This is a genomic window from Streptomyces sp. NRRL B-24484, from assembly GCF_000717715.1.
In the GTDB taxonomy this organism is placed as follows: domain Bacteria; phylum Actinomycetota; class Actinomycetes; order Streptomycetales; family Streptomycetaceae; genus Kitasatospora.
In genome coordinates, this window is sequence record NZ_JOAI01000014.1 from 100,529 (window position 1) to 122,341 (window position 21,813).

General features: G+C 74.8%; 26 protein-coding genes and 1 pseudogene. 16 read left to right on the plus strand and 11 right to left on the minus strand.

The annotated features are described in order from the left end of the window. Positions 1-110: 110 nt before the first annotated feature. A complete protein-coding gene (locus tag IE98_RS0115320; RefSeq protein WP_030269181.1) occupies positions 111-920 on the plus strand; it encodes a site-2 protease family protein in 810 nt (269 codons plus the stop codon). Between the two features lie 10 nt (positions 921-930). Here IE98_RS0115320 and IE98_RS0115325 read toward each other — a convergent pair whose 3' ends face one another. Both IE98_RS0115325 and npdG read right to left on the minus strand, forming a co-directional pair. Then, positions 931-1,128 carry a hypothetical protein gene (locus IE98_RS0115325; protein ID WP_030269184.1) on the minus strand — a complete coding sequence of 66 codons (198 nt, stop codon included), beginning with the start codon at positions 1,126-1,128 and terminating at the stop codon, positions 931-933. Positions 1,129-1,317: 189 nt separating this feature from the next. Further along, positions 1,318-2,019 carry an NADPH-dependent F420 reductase gene (npdG, locus tag IE98_RS0115330; protein ID WP_030269186.1) on the minus strand — a complete coding sequence of 234 codons (702 nt, stop codon included), beginning with the start codon at positions 2,017-2,019 and terminating at the stop codon, positions 1,318-1,320. Positions 2,020-2,066: 47 nt separating this feature from the next. Here npdG and IE98_RS0115335 point away from each other — a divergent pair, with 47 nt between their 5' ends. Both IE98_RS0115335 and IE98_RS0115340 read left to right on the plus strand, forming a co-directional pair. Then, positions 2,067-2,654 carry a hypothetical protein gene (locus tag IE98_RS0115335; RefSeq protein ID WP_030269188.1) on the plus strand — a complete coding sequence of 196 codons (588 nt, stop codon included), beginning with the start codon at positions 2,067-2,069 and terminating at the stop codon, positions 2,652-2,654. Between the two features lie 108 nt (positions 2,655-2,762). Then, positions 2,763-4,103, plus strand: coding sequence for an MFS transporter (locus IE98_RS0115340; RefSeq protein ID WP_052390542.1), 1,341 nt, complete (start codon positions 2,763-2,765; stop codon positions 4,101-4,103). A gap of 30 nt (positions 4,104-4,133) precedes the next feature. On the opposite strand, the gene IE98_RS0115345 is transcribed toward IE98_RS0115340, so the two are convergent. Continuing rightward, positions 4,134-4,367 (minus strand): hypothetical protein, encoded by a 234-nt coding sequence (locus IE98_RS0115345; RefSeq protein WP_030269191.1) that lies wholly within the window; start codon positions 4,365-4,367, stop codon positions 4,134-4,136. A gap of 135 nt (positions 4,368-4,502) precedes the next feature. Here IE98_RS0115345 and map point away from each other — a divergent pair, with 135 nt between their 5' ends. The 5 genes from map (at position 4,503) to IE98_RS44615 (ending at position 8,480) form a co-directional block, all read left to right on the plus strand. Continuing rightward, the gene (map, locus tag IE98_RS0115350; protein ID WP_030269193.1) at positions 4,503-5,348 is read left to right on the plus strand and encodes a type I methionyl aminopeptidase; all 846 of its coding nucleotides are present in this window, start codon (positions 4,503-4,505) and stop codon (positions 5,346-5,348) included. A 148-nt stretch (positions 5,349-5,496) separates the two neighbouring features. Then, positions 5,497-6,144 (plus strand): thioredoxin family protein, encoded by a 648-nt coding sequence (locus IE98_RS44610; protein ID WP_052390543.1) that lies wholly within the window; start codon positions 5,497-5,499, stop codon positions 6,142-6,144. Next, positions 6,132-6,719, plus strand: coding sequence for a hypothetical protein (locus IE98_RS0115360; protein WP_030269197.1), 588 nt, complete (start codon positions 6,132-6,134; stop codon positions 6,717-6,719). The genes IE98_RS44610 and IE98_RS0115360 overlap by 13 nt, the downstream gene beginning before the upstream one ends. 87 nt (positions 6,720-6,806) lie before the next feature. Continuing rightward, on the plus strand, positions 6,807-7,901 hold the full coding sequence (locus tag IE98_RS0115365; protein ID WP_159400921.1) for a hypothetical protein: 1,095 nt from the start codon (positions 6,807-6,809) through the stop codon (positions 7,899-7,901). Positions 7,902-8,039: 138 nt separating this feature from the next. Continuing rightward, positions 8,040-8,480 carry a hypothetical protein gene (locus tag IE98_RS44615; RefSeq protein WP_052390544.1) on the plus strand — a complete coding sequence of 147 codons (441 nt, stop codon included), beginning with the start codon at positions 8,040-8,042 and terminating at the stop codon, positions 8,478-8,480. 74 nt (positions 8,481-8,554) lie between these two features. Here the strand turns inward: IE98_RS44615 and IE98_RS0115375 are convergent, their stop codons facing one another. Continuing rightward, a complete protein-coding gene (locus IE98_RS0115375) occupies positions 8,555-9,253 on the minus strand; it encodes a bifunctional DNA primase/polymerase (protein ID WP_030269202.1) in 699 nt (232 codons plus the stop codon). 421 nt (positions 9,254-9,674) lie between these two features. Here IE98_RS0115375 and IE98_RS0115385 point away from each other — a divergent pair, with 421 nt between their 5' ends. Then, on the plus strand, positions 9,675-9,887 hold the full coding sequence (locus IE98_RS0115385; protein ID WP_052390545.1) for a hypothetical protein: 213 nt from the start codon (positions 9,675-9,677) through the stop codon (positions 9,885-9,887). A 103-nt stretch (positions 9,888-9,990) separates the two neighbouring features. Here IE98_RS0115385 and IE98_RS0115390 read toward each other — a convergent pair whose 3' ends face one another. Then, positions 9,991-10,704: a PadR family transcriptional regulator gene (locus tag IE98_RS0115390; protein ID WP_052390553.1), complete on the minus strand. Its 714-nt coding sequence runs from the start codon at positions 10,702-10,704 to the stop codon at positions 9,991-9,993. A 301-nt stretch (positions 10,705-11,005) separates the two neighbouring features. On the opposite strand from IE98_RS0115390, the pseudogene IE98_RS0115395 reads away from it, so the two are divergent. Beyond that, positions 11,006-11,584 (plus strand): annotated as a pseudogene (locus tag IE98_RS0115395) (dihydrofolate reductase family protein); the annotation flags it as partial. Positions 11,585-11,856: 272 nt separating this feature from the next. Here IE98_RS0115395 and IE98_RS0115400 read toward each other — a convergent pair. The 3 genes from IE98_RS0115400 to IE98_RS0115415 all read right to left on the minus strand — a co-directional run bounded on the left by IE98_RS0115400 (position 11,857) and on the right by IE98_RS0115415 (position 14,901). Next, on the minus strand, positions 11,857-12,282 hold the full coding sequence (locus tag IE98_RS0115400) for a hypothetical protein (RefSeq protein WP_030269211.1): 426 nt from the start codon (positions 12,280-12,282) through the stop codon (positions 11,857-11,859). 231 nt (positions 12,283-12,513) lie between these two features. Further along, a complete protein-coding gene (locus IE98_RS52255) occupies positions 12,514-14,499 on the minus strand; it encodes an RNA polymerase sigma factor (RefSeq protein WP_324605771.1) in 1,986 nt (661 codons plus the stop codon). Between the two features lie 78 nt (positions 14,500-14,577). Beyond that, positions 14,578-14,901 carry a YciI family protein gene (locus IE98_RS0115415; RefSeq protein WP_030269215.1) on the minus strand — a complete coding sequence of 108 codons (324 nt, stop codon included), beginning with the start codon at positions 14,899-14,901 and terminating at the stop codon, positions 14,578-14,580. Positions 14,902-15,076: 175 nt separating this feature from the next. Between IE98_RS0115415 and IE98_RS0115420 the strand changes: the two genes are divergently transcribed. From IE98_RS0115420 to IE98_RS0115435, 4 genes are all read left to right on the plus strand, one after another. Continuing rightward, a complete protein-coding gene (locus IE98_RS0115420) occupies positions 15,077-15,790 on the plus strand; it encodes a DUF998 domain-containing protein (RefSeq protein WP_030269216.1) in 714 nt (237 codons plus the stop codon). Positions 15,791-15,844: 54 nt separating this feature from the next. Next, on the plus strand, positions 15,845-16,210 hold the full coding sequence (locus tag IE98_RS0115425) for a DUF1801 domain-containing protein (RefSeq protein ID WP_030269218.1): 366 nt from the start codon (positions 15,845-15,847) through the stop codon (positions 16,208-16,210). A 200-nt stretch (positions 16,211-16,410) separates the two neighbouring features. Next, positions 16,411-16,809 carry an ACT domain-containing protein gene (locus tag IE98_RS0115430; RefSeq protein ID WP_030269221.1) on the plus strand — a complete coding sequence of 133 codons (399 nt, stop codon included), beginning with the start codon at positions 16,411-16,413 and terminating at the stop codon, positions 16,807-16,809. A gap of 104 nt (positions 16,810-16,913) precedes the next feature. Next, the gene (locus IE98_RS0115435; protein WP_030269223.1) at positions 16,914-17,936 is read left to right on the plus strand and encodes a serine hydrolase domain-containing protein; all 1,023 of its coding nucleotides are present in this window, start codon (positions 16,914-16,916) and stop codon (positions 17,934-17,936) included. 142 nt (positions 17,937-18,078) lie between these two features. On the opposite strand, the gene IE98_RS0115440 is transcribed toward IE98_RS0115435, so the two are convergent. After that, on the minus strand, positions 18,079-19,020 hold the full coding sequence (locus IE98_RS0115440) for an esterase/lipase family protein (protein WP_420706188.1): 942 nt from the start codon (positions 19,018-19,020) through the stop codon (positions 18,079-18,081). A gap of 114 nt (positions 19,021-19,134) precedes the next feature. Here IE98_RS0115440 and IE98_RS0115445 point away from each other — a divergent pair, with 114 nt between their 5' ends. Both IE98_RS0115445 and IE98_RS0115450 read left to right on the plus strand, forming a co-directional pair. Further along, positions 19,135-20,400: a PucR family transcriptional regulator gene (locus IE98_RS0115445; protein ID WP_052390546.1), complete on the plus strand. Its 1,266-nt coding sequence runs from the start codon at positions 19,135-19,137 to the stop codon at positions 20,398-20,400. A gap of 93 nt (positions 20,401-20,493) precedes the next feature. After that, positions 20,494-20,757 (plus strand): hypothetical protein, encoded by a 264-nt coding sequence (locus IE98_RS0115450; protein WP_030269229.1) that lies wholly within the window; start codon positions 20,494-20,496, stop codon positions 20,755-20,757. Between the two features lie 56 nt (positions 20,758-20,813). Here IE98_RS0115450 and IE98_RS0115455 read toward each other — a convergent pair whose 3' ends face one another. Both IE98_RS0115455 and IE98_RS0115460 read right to left on the minus strand, forming a co-directional pair. Next, complete coding sequence (locus IE98_RS0115455; RefSeq protein ID WP_030269230.1) at positions 20,814-21,056, minus strand: helix-turn-helix domain-containing protein; 243 nt, start codon at positions 21,054-21,056, stop codon at positions 20,814-20,816. After that, a complete protein-coding gene (locus IE98_RS0115460) occupies positions 21,056-21,547 on the minus strand; it encodes a DUF2975 domain-containing protein (protein WP_030269231.1) in 492 nt (163 codons plus the stop codon). The genes IE98_RS0115455 and IE98_RS0115460 overlap by 1 nt, the downstream gene beginning before the upstream one ends. Positions 21,548-21,813: the final 266 nt, after the last annotated feature.

Below are 21,813 nucleotides of genomic sequence, written 5' to 3' on the forward strand. Positions count from 1 at the left end.
GAACCGTGGGCCGGTGCGGTGCGTTCTTCCGTGACGGCTTGTCGCGGTCGCGAGCCGCGCGGCATGATCGTCCCCTGCCCGCCCCCGGCCATCCACGGAGCATTCGCACCATGACCTTCGCCACCACGCAGCGCCGCAGCGAGGAGAGCCGGATCAGCCCGGTCTTCTGGGTGCTGCTCGCGACCCTGGTCACCTCCGCGTGGGCGGTGGTGAGCGGTTTCGGCAATCCCCGCTTCGGGGTGTTCCTGTTCGTGGTGGCGGGCTGGATGGTCTCGCTCTGCCTGCACGAGTACGCGCACGCCCGCACCGCCCTGCACAGCGGCGACATCACCATCGGCGCCAAGGGCTACCTGACGCTCAACCCGTTCAAGTACGCGCACGCGCTGCTGAGCTTCGTGCTGCCGGTGATCTTCGTGATCATGGGCGGCATCGGCCTGCCCGGCGGTGCGGTGTACATCGAGCGGCACCGGATCAACGGCCGGCTCAAGCACAGCCTGATCTCCGCGGCCGGCCCGCTGGTGAACGTGCTGTTCGGCATCGGCCTGCTCGTCCTGGTCAGCTCCGGGGTGTTCGACGACCCGGCCCACCCGGCGGTGCTGGACGGCCAGGAGCTGATCGTCTCGGCCTTCCCCGCCGCCCTCGGGTTCCTGGCGTTCCTGCAGGTCAGCGCGGCACTGCTGAACCTGCTGCCGGTGCCGGGGCTGGACGGCTACGGCATCGTCGAGCCCTGGCTGTCGCTGAAGACCCGCCGCGCGATCGAGCCCTTCGCGCCGTACGGCATGCTCGCGGTGTTCGTGATCTTCTGGCAGACCGCGGCCAGCCGCTGGTTCTCCGAGCTGGTCTTCGCGATCACCGACCTGTTCGGCGTCTCCAAGGCCTACCCGGTGGTCGGGCAGTTCCTGTTCCGCTTCTGGGAGTGATCCCGCGGGCTCAGAGCTGCTGCTCGGCCCGGGCGGCCGCGGCGCGCTCCTGGCGGTCCTTGCGGATGTAGTACCAGGCCATGTTCGAGGCGACGCCGGCCATCAGCACCCAGATCACGCCGAACCAGTTGCCCTCGACGAAGGAGACGACGGCGGCCGTCACCGCGAGCACGAGGACGATCGAGGCGAGCAGGGCGTTGCGGGGCATGGCGGGACTCTCCTGGGTGGGGGCACCACCGGCCTGGGCCGGCGGCAGCGGACACCCCATTCTCACCGACCGGGCGCCGCGCCGGGGCCGAGGCCCCCTCCTGCGGGTCGTTCGGCCCTGCGGGAGGGGACCTGTGGCGGCCGTGGGTCCCCTCCCGCGGACGGCGCGGCGGGCGGTGCGGCGGGCGGCTCAGACGTCGGTGATCCGCAGCCCGGCGTGCGCCTTGTAGCGGCGGTTCACCGAGATCAGGTTGGCGACCAGCGACTCCACCTGGTGGGCGTTGCGCAGCCGTCCGGCGAAGACGCCGCGCATGCCGGGGATCCGCTCGGCCAGCGCCTGCACGGTGTCGGTGGCGGCGCGGTCCTCGCCGAGCACCATCACGTCGGTGTCGATCTCCTCGATCGAGGCGTCCTGCAGCAGCACCGCCGACAGGTGGTGGAAGGCCGCGGTCACCCGGGAGTCCGGCAGCAGGGCGGCGGCCTGCTGGGCGGCGCTGCCCTCCTCCGGCTTGAGCGCGTAGGCGCCCTGCTTGTCGAAGCCGAGCGGGTTGACGCAGTCCACCACGATCTTGCCGGCGAGTTCCTCGCGCAGGGCCGCGAGGGTGGCGGCGTGGCCGTCCCACGGCACGGCGACGATCACGACGTCGCTCTCCCGGGCGCAGGCCGTGTTGTCCGCGCCGCGGACGCCGAGGCCGATCTCCTCGGCGGCGGCCTCGGCCCGTTCGGCCGTCCGGGAGCCGATGATGACCTGCTGGCCGGCCTTGGCCAGCCGGTAGGCCAGGCCGCGGCCCTGGTCGCCGGTGCCGCCGAGGACACCCACGACGAGCGCGGACACGTCGAGCGGAGCGGGGGCCGCCGCGGCGGCGGGATTCACCGATTCGGGTTGCGTCATGGACAAGATCCTGCCAAAGCACCGGCCGCTCCTCCATGCTGTGCCGCATGGACGCGGTGAGACTTTCCGCACTGAGCGCGACCTTGGCCGGCACCGGCCTGCTGGACGTCACCCGGGCCTTCGGCGGGGCCCTGCACCGATCGGTCACCCGGCGCACCGCGGCGGGCCTGCTGCTGGTCGGCACCGAGCGCTACGAGCCGTGGCACCTGGCCGCGCACCTGGACGAGGAGGCGGCCTGCTCCGGCGTGGCCGGGCTGGCCCCGGTGCTGGTGCGGCACGAGGTCCCGGCGGCGGCCCCGGCGCACCTGGCGCACGGGCTGCGGCGGCTCGGCGAGGCGCCGCGCGGCAGCACGGTGCTGGTGGTGGCGCCGCACGAGCCGGGCGAGGGGCTGCTGGAGCGGGTCGAGGACGCCCGCCGCGGCGGCGCGACCGTGCTCGCCCTGGACGCCGGCGACGCCGAGCTGGGCGCGCTCGCGCACGAGCGGCTGGCGGTGCCGGTGGCCGGCGAGGGCCCGTTCGACCTGGTGCAGCACCTGGTCGGCGCGGCCGCCTCGGCGCGGCCCGCCCTCGGGCTGCGCAGCCGGCTGGCCGGGCTCGCCGAACGCCTGGTCGCCCCGCCGGTGCTGCGCTGGTGATCCCGCCGCGCCGGTCCTCGGCGTGAGGGCCGGTGCGGCCGGAGATCATCGGTGTACGCCGGAAAATTCGGTTGCCGGGCGCGCCGGGCCGACCGAGGATGGCCGACCGTGACTTCCGAACCACCTGCGCAGCCGGCGAAACGGCTGCGCACCGCCCTGCGCGGGCTGCTCCCCGACACCACGCCCTGGCGCAGCTCCCGGGACTTCCGGCTGCTCTGGAGCTCGGGCTGCGTGAGCAGCCTGGGCAGCTTCCTCACCTACGTCGCGGTGCCGCTGCAGATCAAGGACCTCACCGGCTCCTCCTTCCAGGTGGGTCTGGTCGGCGCGGTCGAGCTGGTGCCGCTGGTGGTGTTCGGCCTGTGGGGCGGCGCGCTCGCCGACGCCATGGACCGCCGCCGGCTGGTGCTGCTCGCCGAGGCCGGGCTCGGCCTGCTGAGCGCGCTGCTGCTGCTCAACGCCCTGCTGCCGCAGCCGCTGCTCTGGCCGATCTACCTGGTGGCCGCGCTGGTCGCGGCGGTGGACGGGCTGCAGCGTCCGGCGCTGGACTCGCTCACCCCGCGGATCGTGCCGCACGATCAGCTGACGGCCGCGTTCGCCCTCAACTCGCTCTACCGGAACGTCGGTTCGGTGGCCGGGCCGGCGCTCGCGGGGGTGATCGTGGCGGTCGCCGGAGTGCAGACCGCGTTCGCGCTGGACGTCGCCAGCTTCGCCGTCTCGCTGCTGCTGCTCGCCCGGATCCGGGCGGTGCCGCCGCCGTCCGGCGCCGACCGCCCCTCGCTGCGGGCGGTCGCGACCGGTGTCCGGTACGCGTGGAGCCGCAAGGACCTGCTCGGCACCTACGCGATCGACGTCTGCGCGATGCTGTTCGCCTTCCCGGTGGCGATCTTCCCGTTCCTGGCCGCCGAGTTGGACGCCGGCTGGGCCCTCGGCCTGCTGTACGGCGCCTCGGCGGCCGGTGCGCTGGCCGTCTCGGCGACCAGCGGCTGGACCTCCCGGATCCACCGGCACGGGCGGATGCTCGTCCTCGCCGCACTCGGCTGGGGCGCCGCGATGACGCTCGCCGGCCTGAGCGGCCACATCTGGCTGGTGCTGCTCTGCCTGGCCGCGGCCGGCGGCGCCGACCAGATCAGCGGCATCGCCCGCTCCACCATGTGGAACCAGTCGATCCCGGACGAACTGCGCGGCCGGCTCGCCGGGGTGGAGCTGCTCAGCTACTCCGTCGGCCCGCAGCTCGGCCAGGTCCGGGCGGGCGGCGCGGCCGGGCTGGTCGGCGTGCGCGGCGCGATCTGGAGCGGCGGCGCGATCTGCGTGCTCGGCGTCGCCCTGCTGGCCGTGGCGCTGCCGAGCCTGCTCGCCTACGACGAGCGGACGGACCCCAACGCGGCGGCCGTGCGGGCCGCGGCCGAGAACCGCGACGCCGGCGGGCGGGAGCCGGTGCCCGCGGCCTGACGGCGGATCGGCCGCGGCGGGCCCGCCCGCTCAGTCCTCGTCGGCGTCCTTCGGCGGGCCGTCGTGCCAGCGCGGGTCGTTCTGCCACTCCCGGTTGCGCTCCGCCGCGGTCTCCAGCGCCGCGGCGGCCTCACCGGGGGTGGCGTACGGGCCCAGCCGGTCCTTGGCCGGGCACTCCGGGCCCTCCTCGACCTTGCCGTGCTTGATGCAGTAGAACCACTCGCCGGGCTTCCCGGTGGCCTTGCGGCCGAATCCCATGGGCATGAGAACTGCTCCTGTTCGCTTCGTCGTCCCGGGGTGATCCTTTCCCGGCGCGGCGACCGTACACACGGTGCCCCACCCGCCCGGCAGCCGCCCGCACGGCCGGGTCGGAAGGGGCCCGACGGATAGACTCGCGGCATGGCTCTCGTACCCGGCACCGTGTCCCCCACCCGCAAGGTTCCCGCGCACATCGCGCGCCCGGAGTACGTGGGCAGGCCCGCGCCCGCGCCGTACACCGGCCCGGAGGTGCAGAGCGACGAGACGGTCGAGAAGATGCGGATCGCCGGCGGGATCGCCGCCCGGGCGATGGAGGAGGCGGCCAAGCTCATCGCCCCGGGCGTCACCACCGACGAGCTGGACGCGGTCGCGCACGCCTACATGTGCGACCACGGCGCCTACCCGTCCGACCTCGGCTACCGCGGCTTCCCGAAGTCGATCTGCACCTCGATCAACGAGGTGATCTGCCACGGCATCCCGGACTCGACGGTCCTTCAGGACGGCGACATCGTCAACATCGACGCCACCGCCTACATCCACGGCGTGCACGGCGACCTGAACGCGACCTACCTGTGCGGCAACGTCGACGAGGAGTCCAAGCTGCTCGTCGAGCGGACCCGGGAGGCGCTCGCCCGGGCGATCAAGGCGGTCAGGCCGGGCCGCCAGATCAACGTCATCGGCCGGGTCATCGAGTCCTACGCGAAGCGCTTCGGCTACGGCGTCGTCCGGGACTTCACCGGACACGGCATCAACACCTCGTTCCACTCCGGCCTGATCGTCCCGCACTACGACAGCGAGCGGGCCACCGAGGTGATCAAGCCCGGCATGACCTTCACCATCGAGCCGATGCTCACCCTGGGCTCGTACGACTACGACATCTGGGAGGACGGCTGGACGGTCGTCACCAAGGACCGCAAGCGGACCGCCCAGTTCGAGCACACCCTGGTGGTCACCGCCGACGGCGCGGAGATCCTCACGCTGCCGTAGCGGGCACCGGGACGGACGGGGCCGCGGATTTCCGTTATCCGCGGCCCCCGGTGCGGTCTCCCAGGGCACAGAGCACCACCCACCCTCGCGCCGCCCGCCCGGCCCTCCCCCGGGCCTCCGGGCGGCACTGCCCCCGGGAGCACCGTCCATGACCCTCGACCGCAGATCCCTCGGAGCCGTCCTCGCCGCGCTGACCGCCGCCGCCTCGCTGGCCGCCTGCGGACCGGCCGACTCCTCCGGCGGCACGGCGGCCGCCGCCGCCCCCGCGAGCGCCCCCGCGGCCGCCCTGGACCTGCCTTCGCCGCCGCCGAGCCCGACCCCGGCCGCACCGGCCACCGCGAGCCCCTCCGCGAGCCCGGCCCCCGCCCGTTCGGCCACCGCGTCCCCCTCCGCCGCCGCGACCAGGCGCGTCTCGCTGGCCGGCTACAACCCGTCCGCGAACGCGCAGAAGGAGATCGACGGGGCCCTCGCCCAGGCGAAGTCCGACGGCAGGCGGGTGCTGCTCGACTTCGGCACCAACGAGTGCGGCGTCTGCCGGGCCGTCGACGGACTCTTCGCCAAGTCCCGGATCCGCAGCACCCTGGACGCCTCCTACCACGTGGTGAAGATCGACCTGGAGAACAACCGGACGAACATGGCGATCCTCGGCCGGTACGACAGTTCGCACGGCTTCAGCACCCCCGTGATCATCGTCGTCGACGCCAGGAACACGGTCGTCACCAACACCAACCGGACGGGCCTGCCGAAGCTCACCGAGACCGGCCTCGACGGCTTCCTCCGCCAGTGGGCGAAGTGACGGCGCCCCGGCCGGCGGGCCGGGTGCGGGCGGCGGTGCTCGCGGCCGGGCTGGCCCTCGGCGCGATCGCCGGCTGCGCCTCCACGGCACGTCCGGCGCAGGCCCCGTCCTCGGCGCGCTTCACCGAGAACGGCGTCACGGTCGACCTCTCCGTCGACCGGTGGGACGGTTCGGCCGGCACCCTGACCGCCGTGTTCACCCCCACCGCGGCGGGCTACCACCTCTACAGCCTCGACCTGCCGCCGGGCGGCGTCGACGGCATCGGCCGGCCGATCTCGCTGCGGCTGCGCGGCGGCCTGGAACAGACCGCGCGGCCCACCACCGGTGCCGCCGTGCACGACCTCCGACTGCCCGGCGGGCTGCCGCCGGTGCCGGTCTACCCGGACGGCCCGGTCACCGTGACGCTGCCCGTGCACCGCACCCAGGAGGGCCCGGCCACCGTGCTGGTCGGGTACGCCGCCTGCAGCGAGACCAAGGGCTGCCTGTTCCCGGTGGACGCCCACCCGGTCGAACTGACCGTCGGCGGCGGCTCGGTGCGGTTCGCCGCCGCCGGCCCGGCCACGCCGGGCGACTGACCACTCCCCTCCCCTCCCGGCGGCCGTACCGGCCCCTTCCGGTACGGCCGCCGGCCCGAACGACCCAGTACTCGGACGAACGCACCCATGGACAGACCGATGCAGCACGCCCACCGGCCGCCCGCGGACGGCGTGCCCGCCCGCAGTTCCCACCGGCCCACCGACCACGTCCGGGCCTCGGTCCTCGGCTACGCGCGCCTGTGCTGCCCGGACGAGGCCACCGCCCGGCGGCTGGTCGACGAGGCCGCCCGCGGCCTTCCACCGACCGGCACCGCACGGCCGCCCCTGGTGGCCGCCGTCCGGCACACCGCCGCACGGTGGGCCGACACCGGACGGTCGGCCGACCTCGCGGACGGATTCCGCGCCTGGCTGCACGCCGTCGCCGCCCGCCACCCCGGGCCGGGCCTCGCCCACGCGCTGGCCGCGGCCGAGCAGGACGCCGCACTGCTGCAGGCCTTCCGCCGACTGCCCGGGCACCGGCAGGAGGAGCTGTGGCAGGGCCTCGGCCCGGACGGGGACCTGCACCCGCCGGCACCACCCGTCCGGGCCGCGCTGTTCGACACCTACCTCCAGGTGTACGCGGCCGGCGTCCCGGCCCGGGCCTGCCGCCAGCTGGTCGCCCGGCTCGGCGACACCGTCCGCCGCGGCACGGCGACGGAGGACGGACTCGCGGACCACCTCGACCGGTGCGGGCAGTGCCGCACGGCCCGCACCGAACTCGGCGCCGTACGGGACTGGCACCGGCCCGTCCTGCTCCCCGCCCTGCTGCTGTGGACGGGCGGAGCGCCGGTCTCCCTGCCCCCCGGGCCGGTCCCGCCGCCGAGCGCCGCAGCACCGACGGGGCCGGCCCCTCGGCGCACCGTGGCCGCCGGAGCCGTCGCACTGATCATTTTCCTGGCCCTGGCCGCCGCGGTGGCCGCCCGGCCGGGTCACCCGCCGGCACCGGCCGCCGCCGTCCCCGTGTCGACCACCGGCGAACCGGCGCCGACGCCGCCCTCCCCGTCCGCGTCCGCACCGCCGTCTCCCGCACCCACCACCGTCCGCCCGGTCGCACCGCCGCCGACCAGCCCCGCGCCCATGCCGACACCCACACCTTCACCCTCACCCAGTCGGACCACCCCGCCCCCGGTCCCCACGCCCACCCCGGTGGTCACCGTGACCGTCACCCTCGACGAGCCGTGACCCACCCCACGCCCGGCCGCCCGGTCACCCGACCCGCGGTCGCCACCGCCCCGCCCCCGTCGGCACCACCCGCAGGCGGACCCGCCGGGGCAGCCGCAGGCTGGAGGTGGAACACGGGCCGACGGCGAGGTGTGGTCGATGGACGAGGCGCAGGGACTCGAACGGGTCTCCGAGCGGGCCGCTCAGGCGGCCCAGCACGTGGAGGCGGTGCGGCAGCAGTCCGGTGAGGAGCTGCGGCAGACCCTGGCGGGGGCGAGGGAGGAGGCCGGCCGGCGCGGCGGGTCGCCGCGGGAGCCCGCGGCCGACGCCGAGGAGCACGCGGGCCCGACCTGGCACCACCTCCGCGAGAGCTGGCACCGGCACGTCGGCTCGGCACGGGAGCGGGCGTCGGAGCGCGAGGCCCGGCACGACGTCGGAGTGGCCCGGCGGGAGGCCGACTACGCCGAGCGCTACGCACTGGAGGCCGTCGACTTCGCCCTGGAGGCGGTCGACGAGGCCGAGTACGCGGCGCTGCGCGCGCTGGAGGCCCGGTTGGAGGCCGAGGAGGCGGCGGGCCTGGGCGGCCCGCCCGAGCCGTAGGCGCACCGCACCGCGCGGCCTGCCGGGAGGGTCGACCCGTCCGGGAGGTCGGCCCGTGCGGTGTGATCGGCCCGCTAGCCGATCAGCCACTGCTCCTCGGCGACGGCGCCGACCTCGGTGCAGGCGTCGGTCAGCACGTCCAGCACCCGCAGCGGGTCCGGCAGCGGCTGGTCCGGGCCGCACAGCCAGCGCACCTCGGAGCCGTCCGGCAGGGCGGCGGGCGGCAGCAGCGTGTAGGAGCCGCGGCAGTGCCAACGCAGGCCGGGGTGTTCGGACATGGTGTCCGGGGTGGAGTCGAGGGCGCTCGTCCACCACTCGTCCTCGTCGGCGGGGGTGCCGCGGGTGGCGGTGAAGAACAGGTACCGGTCGTCGCCGACCGCTGCGACGGGGCCGCGGACGCCGCGCTCCTCCAGCCGCTCCAGCGCGAGTCTGCCCGCCTCGGCGGGGACGTCGAGCACGTCGTGGGCGCGGCCGGTGGCGGTGACGAAGTTGGCCTGCGGGTCGCGGGCGAGCCAGCGTGCCAGCTGCTCGGCGTCGGTGGTCGCCTGGGTCTGCCAGGCGAAGGACACGGGGTGCTGCGCCGGCGCCGGACAGCCGACCCGGTCGCAGGAGCACCGGTGTCCCGCCGGGTGGGCCGCGGGTGCCAGCGGGAAGCCCGCGCGCACCGCGCCCAGCAGCAGATCCAGCCTCGCGGCCGCCTCCCCGCCCGTGACCGGACGGTCCTGCCGCCGCTCACGCCGCCACCAGGTCGTCCACCTGCTGCTGGCTTCCATCGGGCTCCTTCCGCTCTGCCGTGACCTGCCGTGCCTGGTGCGGCACGGCGAACGACGCACCGTCCGACGCAACAACGGCAGGTGCCCACTGCTTCCCGGGGCGCCCGTCGGTCGCATCCGCCGCGGCCGCGGCCGGGATCGCCGGGGCGGCCAACGCCCGGGGCACGATACGGAGTTCGAGAAGGTACGACTCGGCGGACGGGCGCGACGACACGCGCCTCGCCCGGCCCGTGCGGGCCCGCGGACCCGGGCCGAACCCGGAGGCGTACAGAGCAGGATAAGGGTGCGGACGGCCCCCGAATGACCGGGGGCGGTGCTGCGCCGGTCACACCGGCTCCACACCGCCTCTGCCCAACCTGCACGCCGGGGCCGCCGACCTGCGCACGCGAGCGCCGGGAGCATCGCGCGTACCCTGGAACGCATGAAGAGCGCGGAGACCGAATTCGTCGGCGGGCCCCTGGACGGCAGGGTGCTGCCGATCATGCTGGGCTCGTTCTGGACGATCCCGAAGGTCTACCGCGTGCCCGTCCCCGCCCAGGCGGGCCTGCCCGCAGTGACGTTGGTCTACCGGCGGTCGAAGGTGGCCGGCCCGAAGGGCTGGCGCTGGCGCTACGAGTACGACGCCGAGGCCTGAGTCCCCCCGGGCGCGCCCCCGGACCCGGAACACGCCCCCGGACGCGCCACCGCCCCGCCGCGGCGGGTGCCGCGACGGGGCGGTGCGGTCGACGGCGGGCCGGTCAGACCTGCTCGTCGGCGAGGATGAGGTACAGCTTGCGCTTGGCCTCGTTGAGAACGGCGAGGCCCTTGGCCCGCTGCTCCTCCGTACCGGTCAGCATGACCTGGCGGATCGCGTGGTCGACGGCGCCCATCGCCGCACCGACCTCCTGGATCGCCTCCCAGTCGACGCCCCGGCCGGCCTCCTCCCACGGGGAATCCGCCCCCGCTTCGGCCTCCGCCCGGCCTGCCTCGGTGAGCTCGAACAGCTTCTTGCCCGAGGACTCCTGAGCGACGATCAGCCCCTCCTCCTCCAGCAACTGGAGGGTCGGGTACACCGATCCGGGGCTGGGCCGCCACGCACCGCCGGTGCGCTCGCCGATCTCGGTGATCATCTCGTACCCGTGCATCGGCCGCTCCTTGAGCAGCGCGAGCAGTGAGGCACGGACGTCGCCACGGCGCGCCCGGCCGCCCCGGCGGCCCGGACCGCGGCCCCAGCCGCCGCCCCGCGGGCCCCGGCCGCCGTGGCCGTGCCCGCCGTGACCGGGGAAGTGCCCCGGCCCGCCGAAGCCGTGCCCGAAGGGACCGGCCCCCGGCATCCCGGGGCCGCCCGGCGGCACCCCGGGCGGGCCGAACGGCCCGAACGCGAACCGCCTCTCGAAGCCCTCGCCCGGCATTCCCTCGCCGGGCACCGGCCCGCGGCGGCGTTCCCCTCGGTTTCGCCTTCCTTCACGCATGATGCACACCACCCTTCGTCCGTGATGCCTCCCCCGAAGCATCTCGATAACTCGACGATATATCGGTGACTGTCGCCCGTCAACGGTTTCCGATACTCGCCCGATGTCCTGCGGCAGGCGACCCGGACCGACTGCCGCCGAAGTCGGACCGGGAGTCGTTCGTGGCAGCGAAGCCGGACCGCCGCAGGTCAGGTCCCGGGACGGTGGCTCACCGGGGGCCAAGGGGACACGCAAGGGCAGTGGGAAGGGCAACAGCTCACGACGCGCCGATTCGGGGCACCCCAAGGCGGAGGAGAGCCCCGTGGGCACAGTGGTCATGTACAGATCGGCATCCGTGGACGGCTTCATCGCGGACGAGGACGACCAGCCCGGACCGCTGTTCGACTGGTTGTCCGGAGGTGACATCCCGTTGGACGAGAGCGGCGTGCCGAAGGTGTCGCAGACGTCCTACGACTACACCCGGCCGTACCGGGACCGGACCGGAGTCACGATCGTCGGCCGCCACGTCTTCGACCTGACGGACGGCCGGGACGGGAAGCCGCCGGGCGGGATCGACCACGTGGTCGTCGTGACGCACCGCCCGGAGCCTGAAGGCCGGGACCCCGAGGCGCCGTTCCACTTCGTCGACGGCGTCGAGGCGGCGGCGGCCAAGGCACAGGAGCTTGCGGGTGACCGCACGGTCGAGGTCGCCGCCGGCGACGTCGGTGGCCGAGTGCTTGCCGCGGGCCTGATCGACGAGGTGCGCATGGACGTCGTACCCGTCGTGTTCGGTTCGGGCGAGCGCTGCTTCGGGTCGGTCCACGCGCAGCACCTGCTGGAGGATCCCGACGTCGCGATCCAGGGCAACCGGGTGCTCCACCTGCGCTGTCGGGTGCGCCGTCGACCGGTGACGGGGCGTCACCAGTGCCGGACCGATGAGCCTGTGCGCGTCGCTCGTGCGGGAGCGGGGCCGGTTCAGGCCGGCCGCGGGTCCAGTCGCTCGGGCCGGAACTCCGGCCGGTGCAGACGCTCTTCCGCCGGCTTCCGCGTCAGGGTGATCAGGCCGGCCCACCGCGCCGTCTGCGCGTGGCGGTCGGGCCGGCGCTCGTGGTGACGGTCCGGCTGCCGGTCACGGGGACCGGCGGCCGGCGCTCGCCACGATCGGCGGACGGGTCAGGCAGCGTCCTCCCGCTTCCAGCCCGAGCACGAGTTCATGTCGTACGTCTGGGCGGCGTAGTCACCGAGGCAGACCCGGTACTCGACCCAACCGGACTCCGGAAGGTCCATGTTGATGTCGAGCCGGGATCCCGCCTTGTAGTGGTTCCAGTCCTTGATCAGCGTGTCGCCGCGGTCGGACCGGTAGTACATGACCATCACCGAGTAGCCGTCGGAGTTGTTGTCCCAGACCAGCAGATGGTCGCCGTCATGGACGAACGACGCCGATCCGTCACAGTAGTTCGGCTCATCGGTGCACAGATCGCCGGCGTGGGGGCCGGGGTAGGTGACGGTGTAGGTGGCGGCGGAGGCGGGGGTGGCCACCGCGAGCACGGCCAACATGCCTGCGGCAGCGGCGCCTACGAGCTTGGAGTGCTTCTTCATGCTGGCGATCCTCGGATTGACGGCGTCGCACCTGCGGCCGGCGAATGCAACGGCACGGCCGCCGGTGAATCGGGAGTGAACGGATGCTAGCGAAGGAGTTGATCTCTGGCGAGGGTCTGGAGTCGATTCCTGATCATTCTTCATCGCCGGCGCGGACGGGTGCGCGCCAGGGCGCCCCGGCGACGACCGTGGACGCGGAGGAGCAGCAACGGCTCTGACGGACCGTCGGGATCAGCGGCGCGGCTTGAGCATCCGCAGGGTCCAGCCCTCGCCGGCCGGGTCGAGCGGGCGGGTGGCCAGCTTGAAGAGGTGCTCGGCGCGCTCGTACGAGAGTCGCGCGCGGCCGGTCTCCGGGCAGAGGTCGGCGGGTGCGGGTGTGCGGCCGGGGCCCGGTCGGCGGTCGGTGAGGAAGAGCGGGCCCCGGGTGCGTCCGGCGAGCAGGTCGGGCAGCAGGCGGGCCGTGCCGGAGCGCCACAGCACCCCGGGGTCGCCGTGGTGGGTGCTGCGGTCGTCGAGGTCGAGGTCCTGGACGTCCAGCGCCAGGACGGTCCGGACGGGCGCGGCGGACTCGTGCAGCAGCCGCCAGAGGGTGCGTTCCCGCACGGAGGGACCGGGCAGCGTCCAGAGCCGTTCGAGCTGGTCGGGGGCGAGGCCTGCGGTACGGCCGGGCGGTTCGGGGCGGCGTTCGAGGCCCGCCGCCAGGTCGTCCAGCGCGGCCCAGGCGGCGAAGGAGCGGACGGCCGCGCGGTGCCGGTTCCAGGTCCGCGGCGCGGCGGTGCCCCAGGCGGTGGCGAAGACCTCGGCGACCCGGTCGGCGGTGAGCGAGCCGAGCGGCAGTTCGTCGCCGAGCGCCAGCCGCAGCCGCCGCAGGGTCTGCCCGTACGAGCGGACGGTCGCCGCGTCCAGGCCGTCCCGGTCGAGGAACGCCCGGGCGGTGGTGCCGAGGACGGCGGCCGGCGGTCCGGCGGGCGCTGCGGGCCCGGCCGGCAGCGCGGCGGCGCGGCGGTCCAGGAAGGCGCGTTCCGCGGCGTTGTGGGTGAGGGCGGCGGCCCGCCGGAACTCCAGGCGGGCCTCGCCGGTGCGGCCGAGCCGTTCCAGCAGGTCGCCGCGGACCCCGGGCAGCAGGTGGTAGTCGCGCAGCGCCGGGTCGGCGGTCAGCTCGTCGACGAGGTCCAGCCCGGCCTGCGGCCCGTACGCCCTGCCCACCGCCACGGCCCGGTTGAGCCGGACGACCGGGGTGGGCAGCAGCCGTTCCAGGGCCGTGTAGAGGGTCGCGATCTGCCGCCAGTCGGTGGCCTCCGCGGTGGGCGCCTGTGCGTGGCAGACCGCGATCGCCGCCTGCAGCACGTACGGGCCGGGCGGGCCGCCGCACTCCCGGGCGCGCAGCATCGCGGTGAAGCCGCGACGGATCAGCAGCCGGTCCCAGCGGCCGCGGTTCTGCTCGTGCAGTTGGACGGGCTCGCCGGACGGCCCGGTGCGCGCGGCCGAGCGGGACGCCTGGATCTCCATCAGGGCGACGAGGCCGTGCACTTCGGCCTCGTGCGGGGCGACCGTGGCGAGCAGCCGCCCGAGCCTCAGCGCCTCCAGGCAGAGGCCCGGCCGCATGAGGTCGTCGCCGCCGGTGGCCGCGTACCCCTCGTTGAAGACCAGGTAGACGACCTCCAGCACCGAGGAGAGCCGGTCCGCGAGCCGGTCCCCGGCCGGCAGTTCGAACGGCACCTGCTGCTCGGCGAGCGTGCGCTTGGCGGCGGCGATGCGCTTCGCCACCACCGGCTCCGGAACGAGGAAGGCGCGGGCGATCTCGGCGGCCGTCAGACCGCCGAGCAGACGCAGCGTCAGCGCGACCCGCGCCTCGGTCGACAGGACGGGGTGGCAGGAGACGAACATCAGGCGCAGCACGTCGTCCCGGTCGTCCTCGGGCGCGGCCTCGCCCGACTGCCTGAGTTCGTGGGCGAGTTGCTCGTGTCGCCGTTCCAGCCGGCCGTCGCGGCGGATGCGGTCGACGGCCCGGCGCCTGGCGATGGCGGTCAGCCAGGCGCCGGGGTTGTCGGGGACGCCCGACTCCGGCCACTGTTCGAGGGCGGCGACCAGCGCGTCCTGGGCCAACTCCTCGGCGAGGCCGACGTCGCGCACGATGCCGGTGAGCGCGGCGATGATCCTCGCCGACTCGAGTTTCCAGACCGCGTCGATCGTGCGGTGGACATCCGGCACGGCCACGATGACAGCATCCGCCCCGGCCCGTCCGCAAACCGGGACGGGCCGGGGGGCGGCCGGCCGGGCGGTCGGGCCCGGCGGTCAGGGGCCGAAGACCTGCTGGACGACGCTCTCTCCGTCGCCGACGATCCGGCGGAAGCGGCGGGCCATCTCGATCGCCTCCTCCTTGGAACGGACCTCGACCAGCGCGAAGCCGGCCACGGCCTCCTTCGCCTCGGTGAAGGGCCCGTCGGTGACGGTGATCTCGTCGCCGGAGGAAACCAGGCGGACGCCGCCCGGCTCCAGGCCGCCGGTCGCCAGCAGCACGCCGGCCGCGGTCAGCTCCTCGATGAACGCGCCCATCTCGGCGAAGAGCTTCTCGTCGGGGGCGGCGTCGGTCGGCTTGGTGGTCATCAGAAAACGCACGGCTTGTCTCCTCGGTCCGGCGGTGCCCGGTGTGCACCGCGATCTTCTGCTGCCCTCACGTCGAACGGAGTGATGTGACAGGGAGCAGCGCCATTCCCTGTCACATCGGCCGGTCGACGTGAGGGCAGCACCGCCCGGCACCGCCCCGCACCCCCACCGCCCAGGAGGACCCACCATGACCGCCGCACCCGCCACCGCCACCCACTCCCCCGCCACACACTCCCCCGCCGCACCCGTCCGCACCGGCCCCGCCGGCGGCGCGACCACGGCCGCGCCGGGCACCCGCACCCTGCTGCTCTGCGGTGCGGTCGCCGGCCCGCTCTGGGCCGCGGTCGCTCTGGCCCAGGCCGCCACCCGGACGGGCTTCGACCTCACCCGCCACCCGCTGAGCGCACTGAGCAACGGCGACCTCGGCCCGCTGCAGATCGCGAACTTCCTGCTCGCCGGCCTCCTCACCGTCCTCGGCGCCACCGGCCTGCACCGCACCCTGGCCGGAACGCCCGGCGGCCGCTGGGCACCCCGGCTCGTCCGCACCTACGGCCTGGGCATGATCGCCGCCGGTGTCCTGGTCATGGACCCGGCCGACGGGTTCCCGGTCGGCACCCCGGACGGCATGCCGCCGAGCCTGAGCTGGCACGCCGTCGGACACCTGCTGTCCGGCGCGGTCTCCTTCACCGCCCTGATCGCCGCCTGCTACGTCCTCGGCCGCCACTTCGCCCGGACCGGCCACCGCGGCCGGGCCCTCGCCTCCCGCGCCGCGGGCACGGCCCTGCTGCTCGGCGACGGCTGGGCCATGACCGGCGGCCCGGCCGGGTCGCTCACCCTCGCCATCGGTGCGATCACCGCAATGGTCTGGGTCTCCGCCGTCGCCGCCGACCGCCTCCGCTGACCGCTCCCGCACCGGCCGACCCCCTCCCGTCACCGCACCCGAAGGACGATCGACATGCCCGCCACCACCGTCACCCAGTACCTCGACTCCGTCCCCGCCGCCCAGCGCGAGATCGCCGACCTGCTGCTGCCGCTCGTCGAGGCGGCCCTGCCCGGCGCCGGTGCCGTCTGGCACGGCCACCCCGTCTGGAGCCTGGGCGCAGCCCCCGGCAAGGCCCCGGTCTGCTTCCTGAAGTCGTACGGCAGCCACCTGGCCTTCGGCTTCTGGCGCGGCCAGGAGATCGCCGACCCGTCCGGCCGGCTCGCCCCCGGCTCGCGGGCGATGGCCTCGGTCAAGCTCCGCACCGCCGCCGACGTCGACACCGCACTGTTCGCCGACTGGCTGGACCGGGCCCGCGACCTGGAGCGGACCGCGGCGTGAGGCCGGCGGCCGGACCCCACCCGGTGCGCCGGGCGGACGGGCAGGACCGCACCCCGGGTGCGCCGCCGCCGCCCGGCGCAGCCGCGTCCCCGATGCCGCCGTCCCCGCCCTGACCTGCCGTCATCCCTGCTGCCCGCACGGCGACACACCGGCGGCCGGCGGGGCGCCCCGCGGGCCCGGCCACGCACTACGGTGGCGCCATGGCCGCCGAACGAGACCTCGCCGCCCTGCTCACCGGGCTGCGTCCCGCGCTGAACCCGGGGCGGTACGTGTACTGCACCCTGCCCGGCAGGGTGCCGACCGGCCTGCGGCCGGTGGTCACCGTCGCCGAGGAGGAGGGCGTCACGGTCGTGGTGCCGCAGGAGGAGGCGGACTCGCTCGGGCTGGGCTACGAGTTCGTCGCCGGGTGGATCACCCTGCGGATCCACTCCGCACTGGAGGCGATCGGTCTCACGGCCTCGGTCGCCGCCACGCTCGCCGGCCACGGCATCAGCTGCAACGTCGCCGCCGGCTTCCACCACGACCACCTGTTCGTGCCGGTGGCGGACGCCGAGCGGGCCCTGCGCGTCCTGGAGGAGCTGTCGGCCGGTCAGGGATGACCCCCGCGCGCCGTGATCGGGGAGTGATCGGGGAGCGGACGCCCGTGCGCGGGTAGGTACCACCCGTACGACCCGATCCGCTCCACCGGGAACGGAGGACGCACGTGACCACCACCCCCTGGACACCCGCGGCCGCGGCCGCGCTCGCCGACGCCCTCGACCACGCCGTCCTGGACCGCGGTGTCCCCGGCGGCGTCCTCGTCCTCGGCACCGCCGGCACCACGGAGGCGGCGGGCCGCACCGTGACCGCCCGCGGCGCCGTCGCCCCCGAGTGCGGCCGCGCCGCACCCGACGAGCGCACCCGCTACGACCTCGCCTCACTCACCAAGATCACCGCCACCTGGGCGCTCACCGGCCGGGCCCTGGCCGGTGGCCTGCTCGACCTGGACGAGCCCCTGCGCGCCCGCTTCCCGCACCTCCCCTCCCCCGGCGGCTGGCTGACCGTACGGCAGCTGCTCGCGCACAGCGCCGGTCTGCAGCCCGAGACCCGGCTGGACCGCTACCTGCACCTCGACCGCCCGCTCGCCGAACTCCTCTGCGCCGAACAGCTGGTGGCCACCCCCGGCACCGAACACCGTTACATCAACCGCGGTTACGTGCTGCTCGGCCTGCTGCTCGCCGATGCCCACGGCACTCCGCTGGACGCCCTCGGCGACCGCTACTGGAACGAACTCGGCATGCGGGACACCGAGTTCGGCCCCGTCCGGCGCTCGCCCGCGGTGGCGCCGACCGAGCAGCGGCTGCGCGGCGCACCGCGCACCTGGGGGATCCCGCACGACCCCAACGCGGCGCTGCTGAACGGGATCGCCGGTCACGCCGGGGTGTTCTCCACCGCCGCCGACCTCGCCGCCTTCGCCGAGCATCTGCTGACGGCCGACGACCCCTGGCTCACCGCCAGCCTGCGCCCGCAGATCGCGGTCGAGGCCGGCCGCTCGCGCGGGCTCGGCTGGCTGGTCACCGACACCGGCGCCGCCTACCACCACGGCTACACCGGGACGAGCCTCTACCTCTGCCCCGCCCTCGGCCGCTACGCCGTGCTGCTCACCAATGCGGTCTACCACGGCTTCAGCGGCAGTCGGCTGACCCCGCTGCGCGACCGCATCCTCGCGGCGGTCACCGCACCCTGAGCGGGCGCGCCCCGAGCCCGCGCGTCCGCAGCCGGACGTGCGGAGCCGGACGCACGGAGCCGGACGCACGGATGCCCGCACCGGCACAACGGCCGGTGCGGGCACCGCGGGCGGACCGGTGGGGCGGACCGCCGCGGACGGCTCAGCCGCAGCCCACCCAGGTGGCGTGGGCCGGGTCGAGCGCGTTGGTCACGTGGTGCAGCGAGGTCGGGTCGAAGGCGATCAGGACGTGCTCCGAGAGGTCGATCAGGCAGCTGTCCTGGATGGTGATGTTGTCGACGTCCGGCCCGCCGAGGAACTGCGTCCGGTACGGGGTGACCACCTCGTCGAAGACGGTGGAGATCACCGTGTAGTGCACGCCGGGCACGGTGTCCGGCAGCGAGGAGAGCTTCCGGTTGAACGCCGAGCCGACCACCTGGTCCTTGCAGGCCGGGCAGGCGGTGTAGATCAGGTCGGCGACCCCGGGCAGGTAGGGGGCGAGGTTGGCGATGCCGGAGAGCGTGGTGCCGTGGTTGGACGGTGCGAGCGCCACCAGCTTGTCCACCTTGGACGCGCCGCCGAGGAACTTCAGGTAGTAGTTCGGGATCATGCCGCCCTGCGAGTGGCCGACGATGTCGACCTTGGCGGCGCCGGTGTACGACCTCACCAGGTCGACGAAGCGGCCGAGTTGGGCCGCGGACTCGGCGGCCGGGCCGAGCCCGCCGATCGGCAGCAGCACACCGCTGCCGGAGGAGGTGACGCCGGGGACGGTGCCGTAGTCGAGGGCGAAGACGCAGTAGCCCTTGCTCTTCAGCAGCGGCGAGAGCACCAGCCAGTTCTCGAAGCGGTTGGCGAAGGTGCCGTGCACCAGGACGACGGGGTTGGGGTGGGCTGCCGTGGGGCGGCAGTTCCAGTCGTTGGCGCCGGGCGGGGAGGCGACGGTGTCGCCGTCGGGCGGGGCCGCCGCCGCGGCTGCGGTCTCGGCGGCGACGGCGGCGGACGTCCCCCCGCCGAGCAGTGCGGCGGCCAGCAGGGCGGAGCCGAGGGCGCCGACGAGCCTGCGGCGGAGGGTTCTTGCGGAGAAGCAGAGAAGTGGGGTTCTCAACTGTTGCCTCCACACCAGAAGTTTGTTACCAACAGGTAACCGGAGTGCCTCCATGATGGGGTCGCCGCACCGGTCCTGCCCTCGGGCGTTCCCCAGACCTGGACGGTGATTTCTGTGAGCAGTCACAACTCCCCGGTGCAGGTCGCGGGGTGGAGCGTCCCGACGATCGGCGGCGTCCCCGCGGACCAACGACTGCTGGCCGCGATGCCGGAGCTCGTCCGGGCGGTGCTCGCGGCGCTCCTCGACGCCCTGCCCACCTACCGGCGGCTGCCGCGCGAACAGGTAGACGGCGAACTCGCCCGCACCACCGAACGCCGCGTCCGCGCGCTCGCCCGGGCCGTCCGCACCGGAGAGCCCGCCCCGGACGAGGAGTTCACCACCGTGCGGCAGACCGCCGCCCGCCGCGCCGAGGAGGGACTGCCGCTGGACGCCGTCCTGCTCGCCCACCACATCGGCCTGGAGGTCTGCTGGGAGTGGATGACCCGGCAGGCCGGGGACGGCGACAGCCCGGGACTGCTCGTGCTCCACCGGCTGCTGCTCGACCACCTCCGCCAGGTCACCGCCGCGGCCGGCGCCGGCTACTTCGAGGAGCGCCGCACCATGGTCGACGAGCGGCACGCCGCGCGGAACGCGCTGCTCGGCGCCCTGCTCGACGGCACCCCCGCCGACGAGGCCGCCGCCCGCGCCGGCCTGCGGCTGGCACCCGGCTACGCGGTCCTCGTCCTCGCCGTCGCCGAGCACCCCGACGAGCACGCCGACGGCGTCGACCGGACGGTGGCCGGCCGCCGCAAGCTCCGCCGACTGCGCGCCGAACTCGACCACCGCACCCGGCACTCGGCCCTCTCGGTGCTCGCCGCCGACGGCGGTGTGGTGCTCGTCCCGCTCGACACCCGACCCGCCGTCCTGCCCGCCGCCGACTGGCACCGCCTCGCGGACACCGTCGCCGCGACCGCGCGGGCCGCCGGCGCCCCGGTGCTCGCCGCGGGCGCCGCCGCGGAACCGGCGGGCGTCGCCGCGGCCGCCGCCCTCGCCTACGAAGTCCTGGACGTGGCCCGCACCTTCGGCCGGCCGCCCGGCCTCTACCGGCTCGACGACCTCCTGCTGGAGTACCAGCTCAGCCGCCCCGGCCAGGCCAGACCGCGGCTCGCCGCCCTGATCGAACCCCTCCACGGGGCGGGCGAGTTGCTCACCACCCTGCGCACCCACCTGGCCGGCGGCCTCAACCGCCGGCACACCGCGACCGCGCTCCACCTCCACCCCAACACCGTCGACTACCGGCTGCGGCGCATCGCCGCCCTCACCGGCCTCGACCCGGCCCGCCCCGCCGACCTGCTGCGCCTCACCGCCGCCGTCGCTGCCCACGACGCCGAACGGGCATGACCGCCGTCCCGCCGGTCACAACTCCGTCCCCGCCTTGATCCACCGGCACCGGCGCTGGCAGGGTGCTGACACAGCACCGACAGAGGGGGGCACATGGGCTTCATCAACCAGGCCAAGGGGAACAACGCGGGCAAGGAGGCGGCCGACGCCTACAACCGCGGCGACTCCGTCTTCGTCTGGAAGGCCATCGAGGCCAACAAGAACAGCCTCACCACCGGTCCCATGGCCGGCATGGCCGAGCAGATCCAGGCCATCGAGGCCTCCGGCTGGACCCTCGCCAACTTCGCCGTCGGCGAGGGCAAGGCACTCGGCGGGGAACGCATCGCCCTCGTCATGCTCTTCCGCCGCCGCGCCTGAGCGAAGCAGTGGGCGGCGGTGGCCGCGCGGCCGTGGCCGCGCGTCCCACCGCCGCCTCACACCCGCTCGGGGTCCGCCTCGGCCGCCGCGAGATCCTCGGACTCCCAGCGCAGCAGGTCGCCCGGCTGGCAGGAGAGCGCCTCGCAGAGGGCGGCGAGCGTCGCGAAGCGGACGGCCTTGGCCCGGCCGTTCTTGAGGACGGCGAGGTTGGCCGGCGTGATCCCCACGCGGTCGGCGAGCTCGCCCACGGACATCTTCCGCCGGGCCAGCATCACGTCGATGTCGACGACGATGGGCATCAGATCACCTCGTCCAGCTCGGCCTTCAGCTCGGTCGCCTCGACGTCGCGCGCGACGGCCTGGACGAGCAGCATCCGCAGCACGAGCACGATGAGCGCGACCCCCAGGATCGCCAAGCCGATCCCGGCCATGATGACGGTGACGCCCGGGTCCTCCCGCTGGCCCGGCGCGTTGATCGCGGTGACCGCGAACCAGACGAGGGCGGCCGCCACGATCGCACCGATCACGCCGTCCACGTAGCGGAAGGCGGCGTGCGAGAACACCGTCCCGCGCCGCACCATCGCCACCAGCCGCCACACACAGACCAGGGCCACCTGCGCCGTCACCAGGCCCACGATCGTGACCACGCGGAACGCCGTCAGCGGCAGCGTCCCGTCCTCCGGGTCGCTCCCGCTGACCAGCACCCACACCATCAGGACCTGCACCAGCACGGTGCCGACGAACACCACCGCGAGCACCGCGCGCAGCGCGCCCACCGTCAACTTCCCCATGAATCGTCCCTCCATCGAATCGCGATGGGAATCTATCGATTTTCGATAGATTCGGCAAGAGGGACCGGCCCCGCGCGCCGCGGCCTGCCGACAGGTGGGCGGCCGACCGCCGGATGCGACCGGGCGTCCGCGTCGCGACCCGGCCGGGCCGGGCCGGGCCGTCACGCCGGCAGCACCGCGCCCGCCGGCAGGCGTCACTGCCGGATCCACGGGCCCGGGCGTCCCCGTGCACGGCAATTGCGTCGACGGCCGACTTCGAACTCGCG

Excerpts from the sequence above, each read along its gene's own strand:
- IE98_RS0115320 (WP_030269181.1), top strand. The coding sequence starts at position 111 with ATGACCTTCGCCACCACGCAGCGCCGCAGCGAGGAGAGCCGGATCAGC.
- IE98_RS0115325 (WP_030269184.1), bottom strand. The coding sequence starts at position 1,128 with ATGCCCCGCAACGCCCTGCTCGCCTCGATCGTCCTCGTGCTCGCGGTG.
- npdG (WP_030269186.1), bottom strand. The coding sequence starts at position 2,019 with ATGACGCAACCCGAATCGGTGAATCCCGCCGCCGCGGCGGCCCCCGCT.
- IE98_RS0115335 (WP_030269188.1), top strand. The coding sequence starts at position 2,067 with ATGGACGCGGTGAGACTTTCCGCACTGAGCGCGACCTTGGCCGGCACC.
- IE98_RS0115345 (WP_030269191.1), bottom strand. The coding sequence starts at position 4,367 with ATGCCCATGGGATTCGGCCGCAAGGCCACCGGGAAGCCCGGCGAGTGG.
- map (WP_030269193.1), top strand. The coding sequence starts at position 4,503 with ATGGCTCTCGTACCCGGCACCGTGTCCCCCACCCGCAAGGTTCCCGCG.
- IE98_RS44610 (WP_052390543.1), top strand. The coding sequence starts at position 5,497 with ATGACCCTCGACCGCAGATCCCTCGGAGCCGTCCTCGCCGCGCTGACC.
- IE98_RS0115365 (WP_159400921.1), top strand. The coding sequence starts at position 6,807 with ATGGACAGACCGATGCAGCACGCCCACCGGCCGCCCGCGGACGGCGTG.
- IE98_RS44615 (WP_052390544.1), top strand. The coding sequence starts at position 8,040 with ATGGACGAGGCGCAGGGACTCGAACGGGTCTCCGAGCGGGCCGCTCAG.
- IE98_RS0115375 (WP_030269202.1), bottom strand. The coding sequence starts at position 9,253 with ATGGAAGCCAGCAGCAGGTGGACGACCTGGTGGCGGCGTGAGCGGCGG.
- IE98_RS0115385 (WP_052390545.1), top strand. The coding sequence starts at position 9,675 with ATGAAGAGCGCGGAGACCGAATTCGTCGGCGGGCCCCTGGACGGCAGG.
- IE98_RS0115390 (WP_052390553.1), bottom strand. The coding sequence starts at position 10,704 with ATGCGTGAAGGAAGGCGAAACCGAGGGGAACGCCGCCGCGGGCCGGTG.
- IE98_RS0115400 (WP_030269211.1), bottom strand. The coding sequence starts at position 12,282 with ATGAAGAAGCACTCCAAGCTCGTAGGCGCCGCTGCCGCAGGCATGTTG.
- IE98_RS0115420 (WP_030269216.1), top strand. The coding sequence starts at position 15,077 with ATGACCGCCGCACCCGCCACCGCCACCCACTCCCCCGCCACACACTCC.
- IE98_RS0115425 (WP_030269218.1), top strand. The coding sequence starts at position 15,845 with ATGCCCGCCACCACCGTCACCCAGTACCTCGACTCCGTCCCCGCCGCC.
- IE98_RS0115430 (WP_030269221.1), top strand. The coding sequence starts at position 16,411 with ATGGCCGCCGAACGAGACCTCGCCGCCCTGCTCACCGGGCTGCGTCCC.
- IE98_RS0115450 (WP_030269229.1), top strand. The coding sequence starts at position 20,494 with ATGGGCTTCATCAACCAGGCCAAGGGGAACAACGCGGGCAAGGAGGCG.
- IE98_RS0115455 (WP_030269230.1), bottom strand. The coding sequence starts at position 21,056 with ATGCCCATCGTCGTCGACATCGACGTGATGCTGGCCCGGCGGAAGATG.
- IE98_RS0115460 (WP_030269231.1), bottom strand. The coding sequence starts at position 21,547 with ATGGGGAAGTTGACGGTGGGCGCGCTGCGCGCGGTGCTCGCGGTGGTG.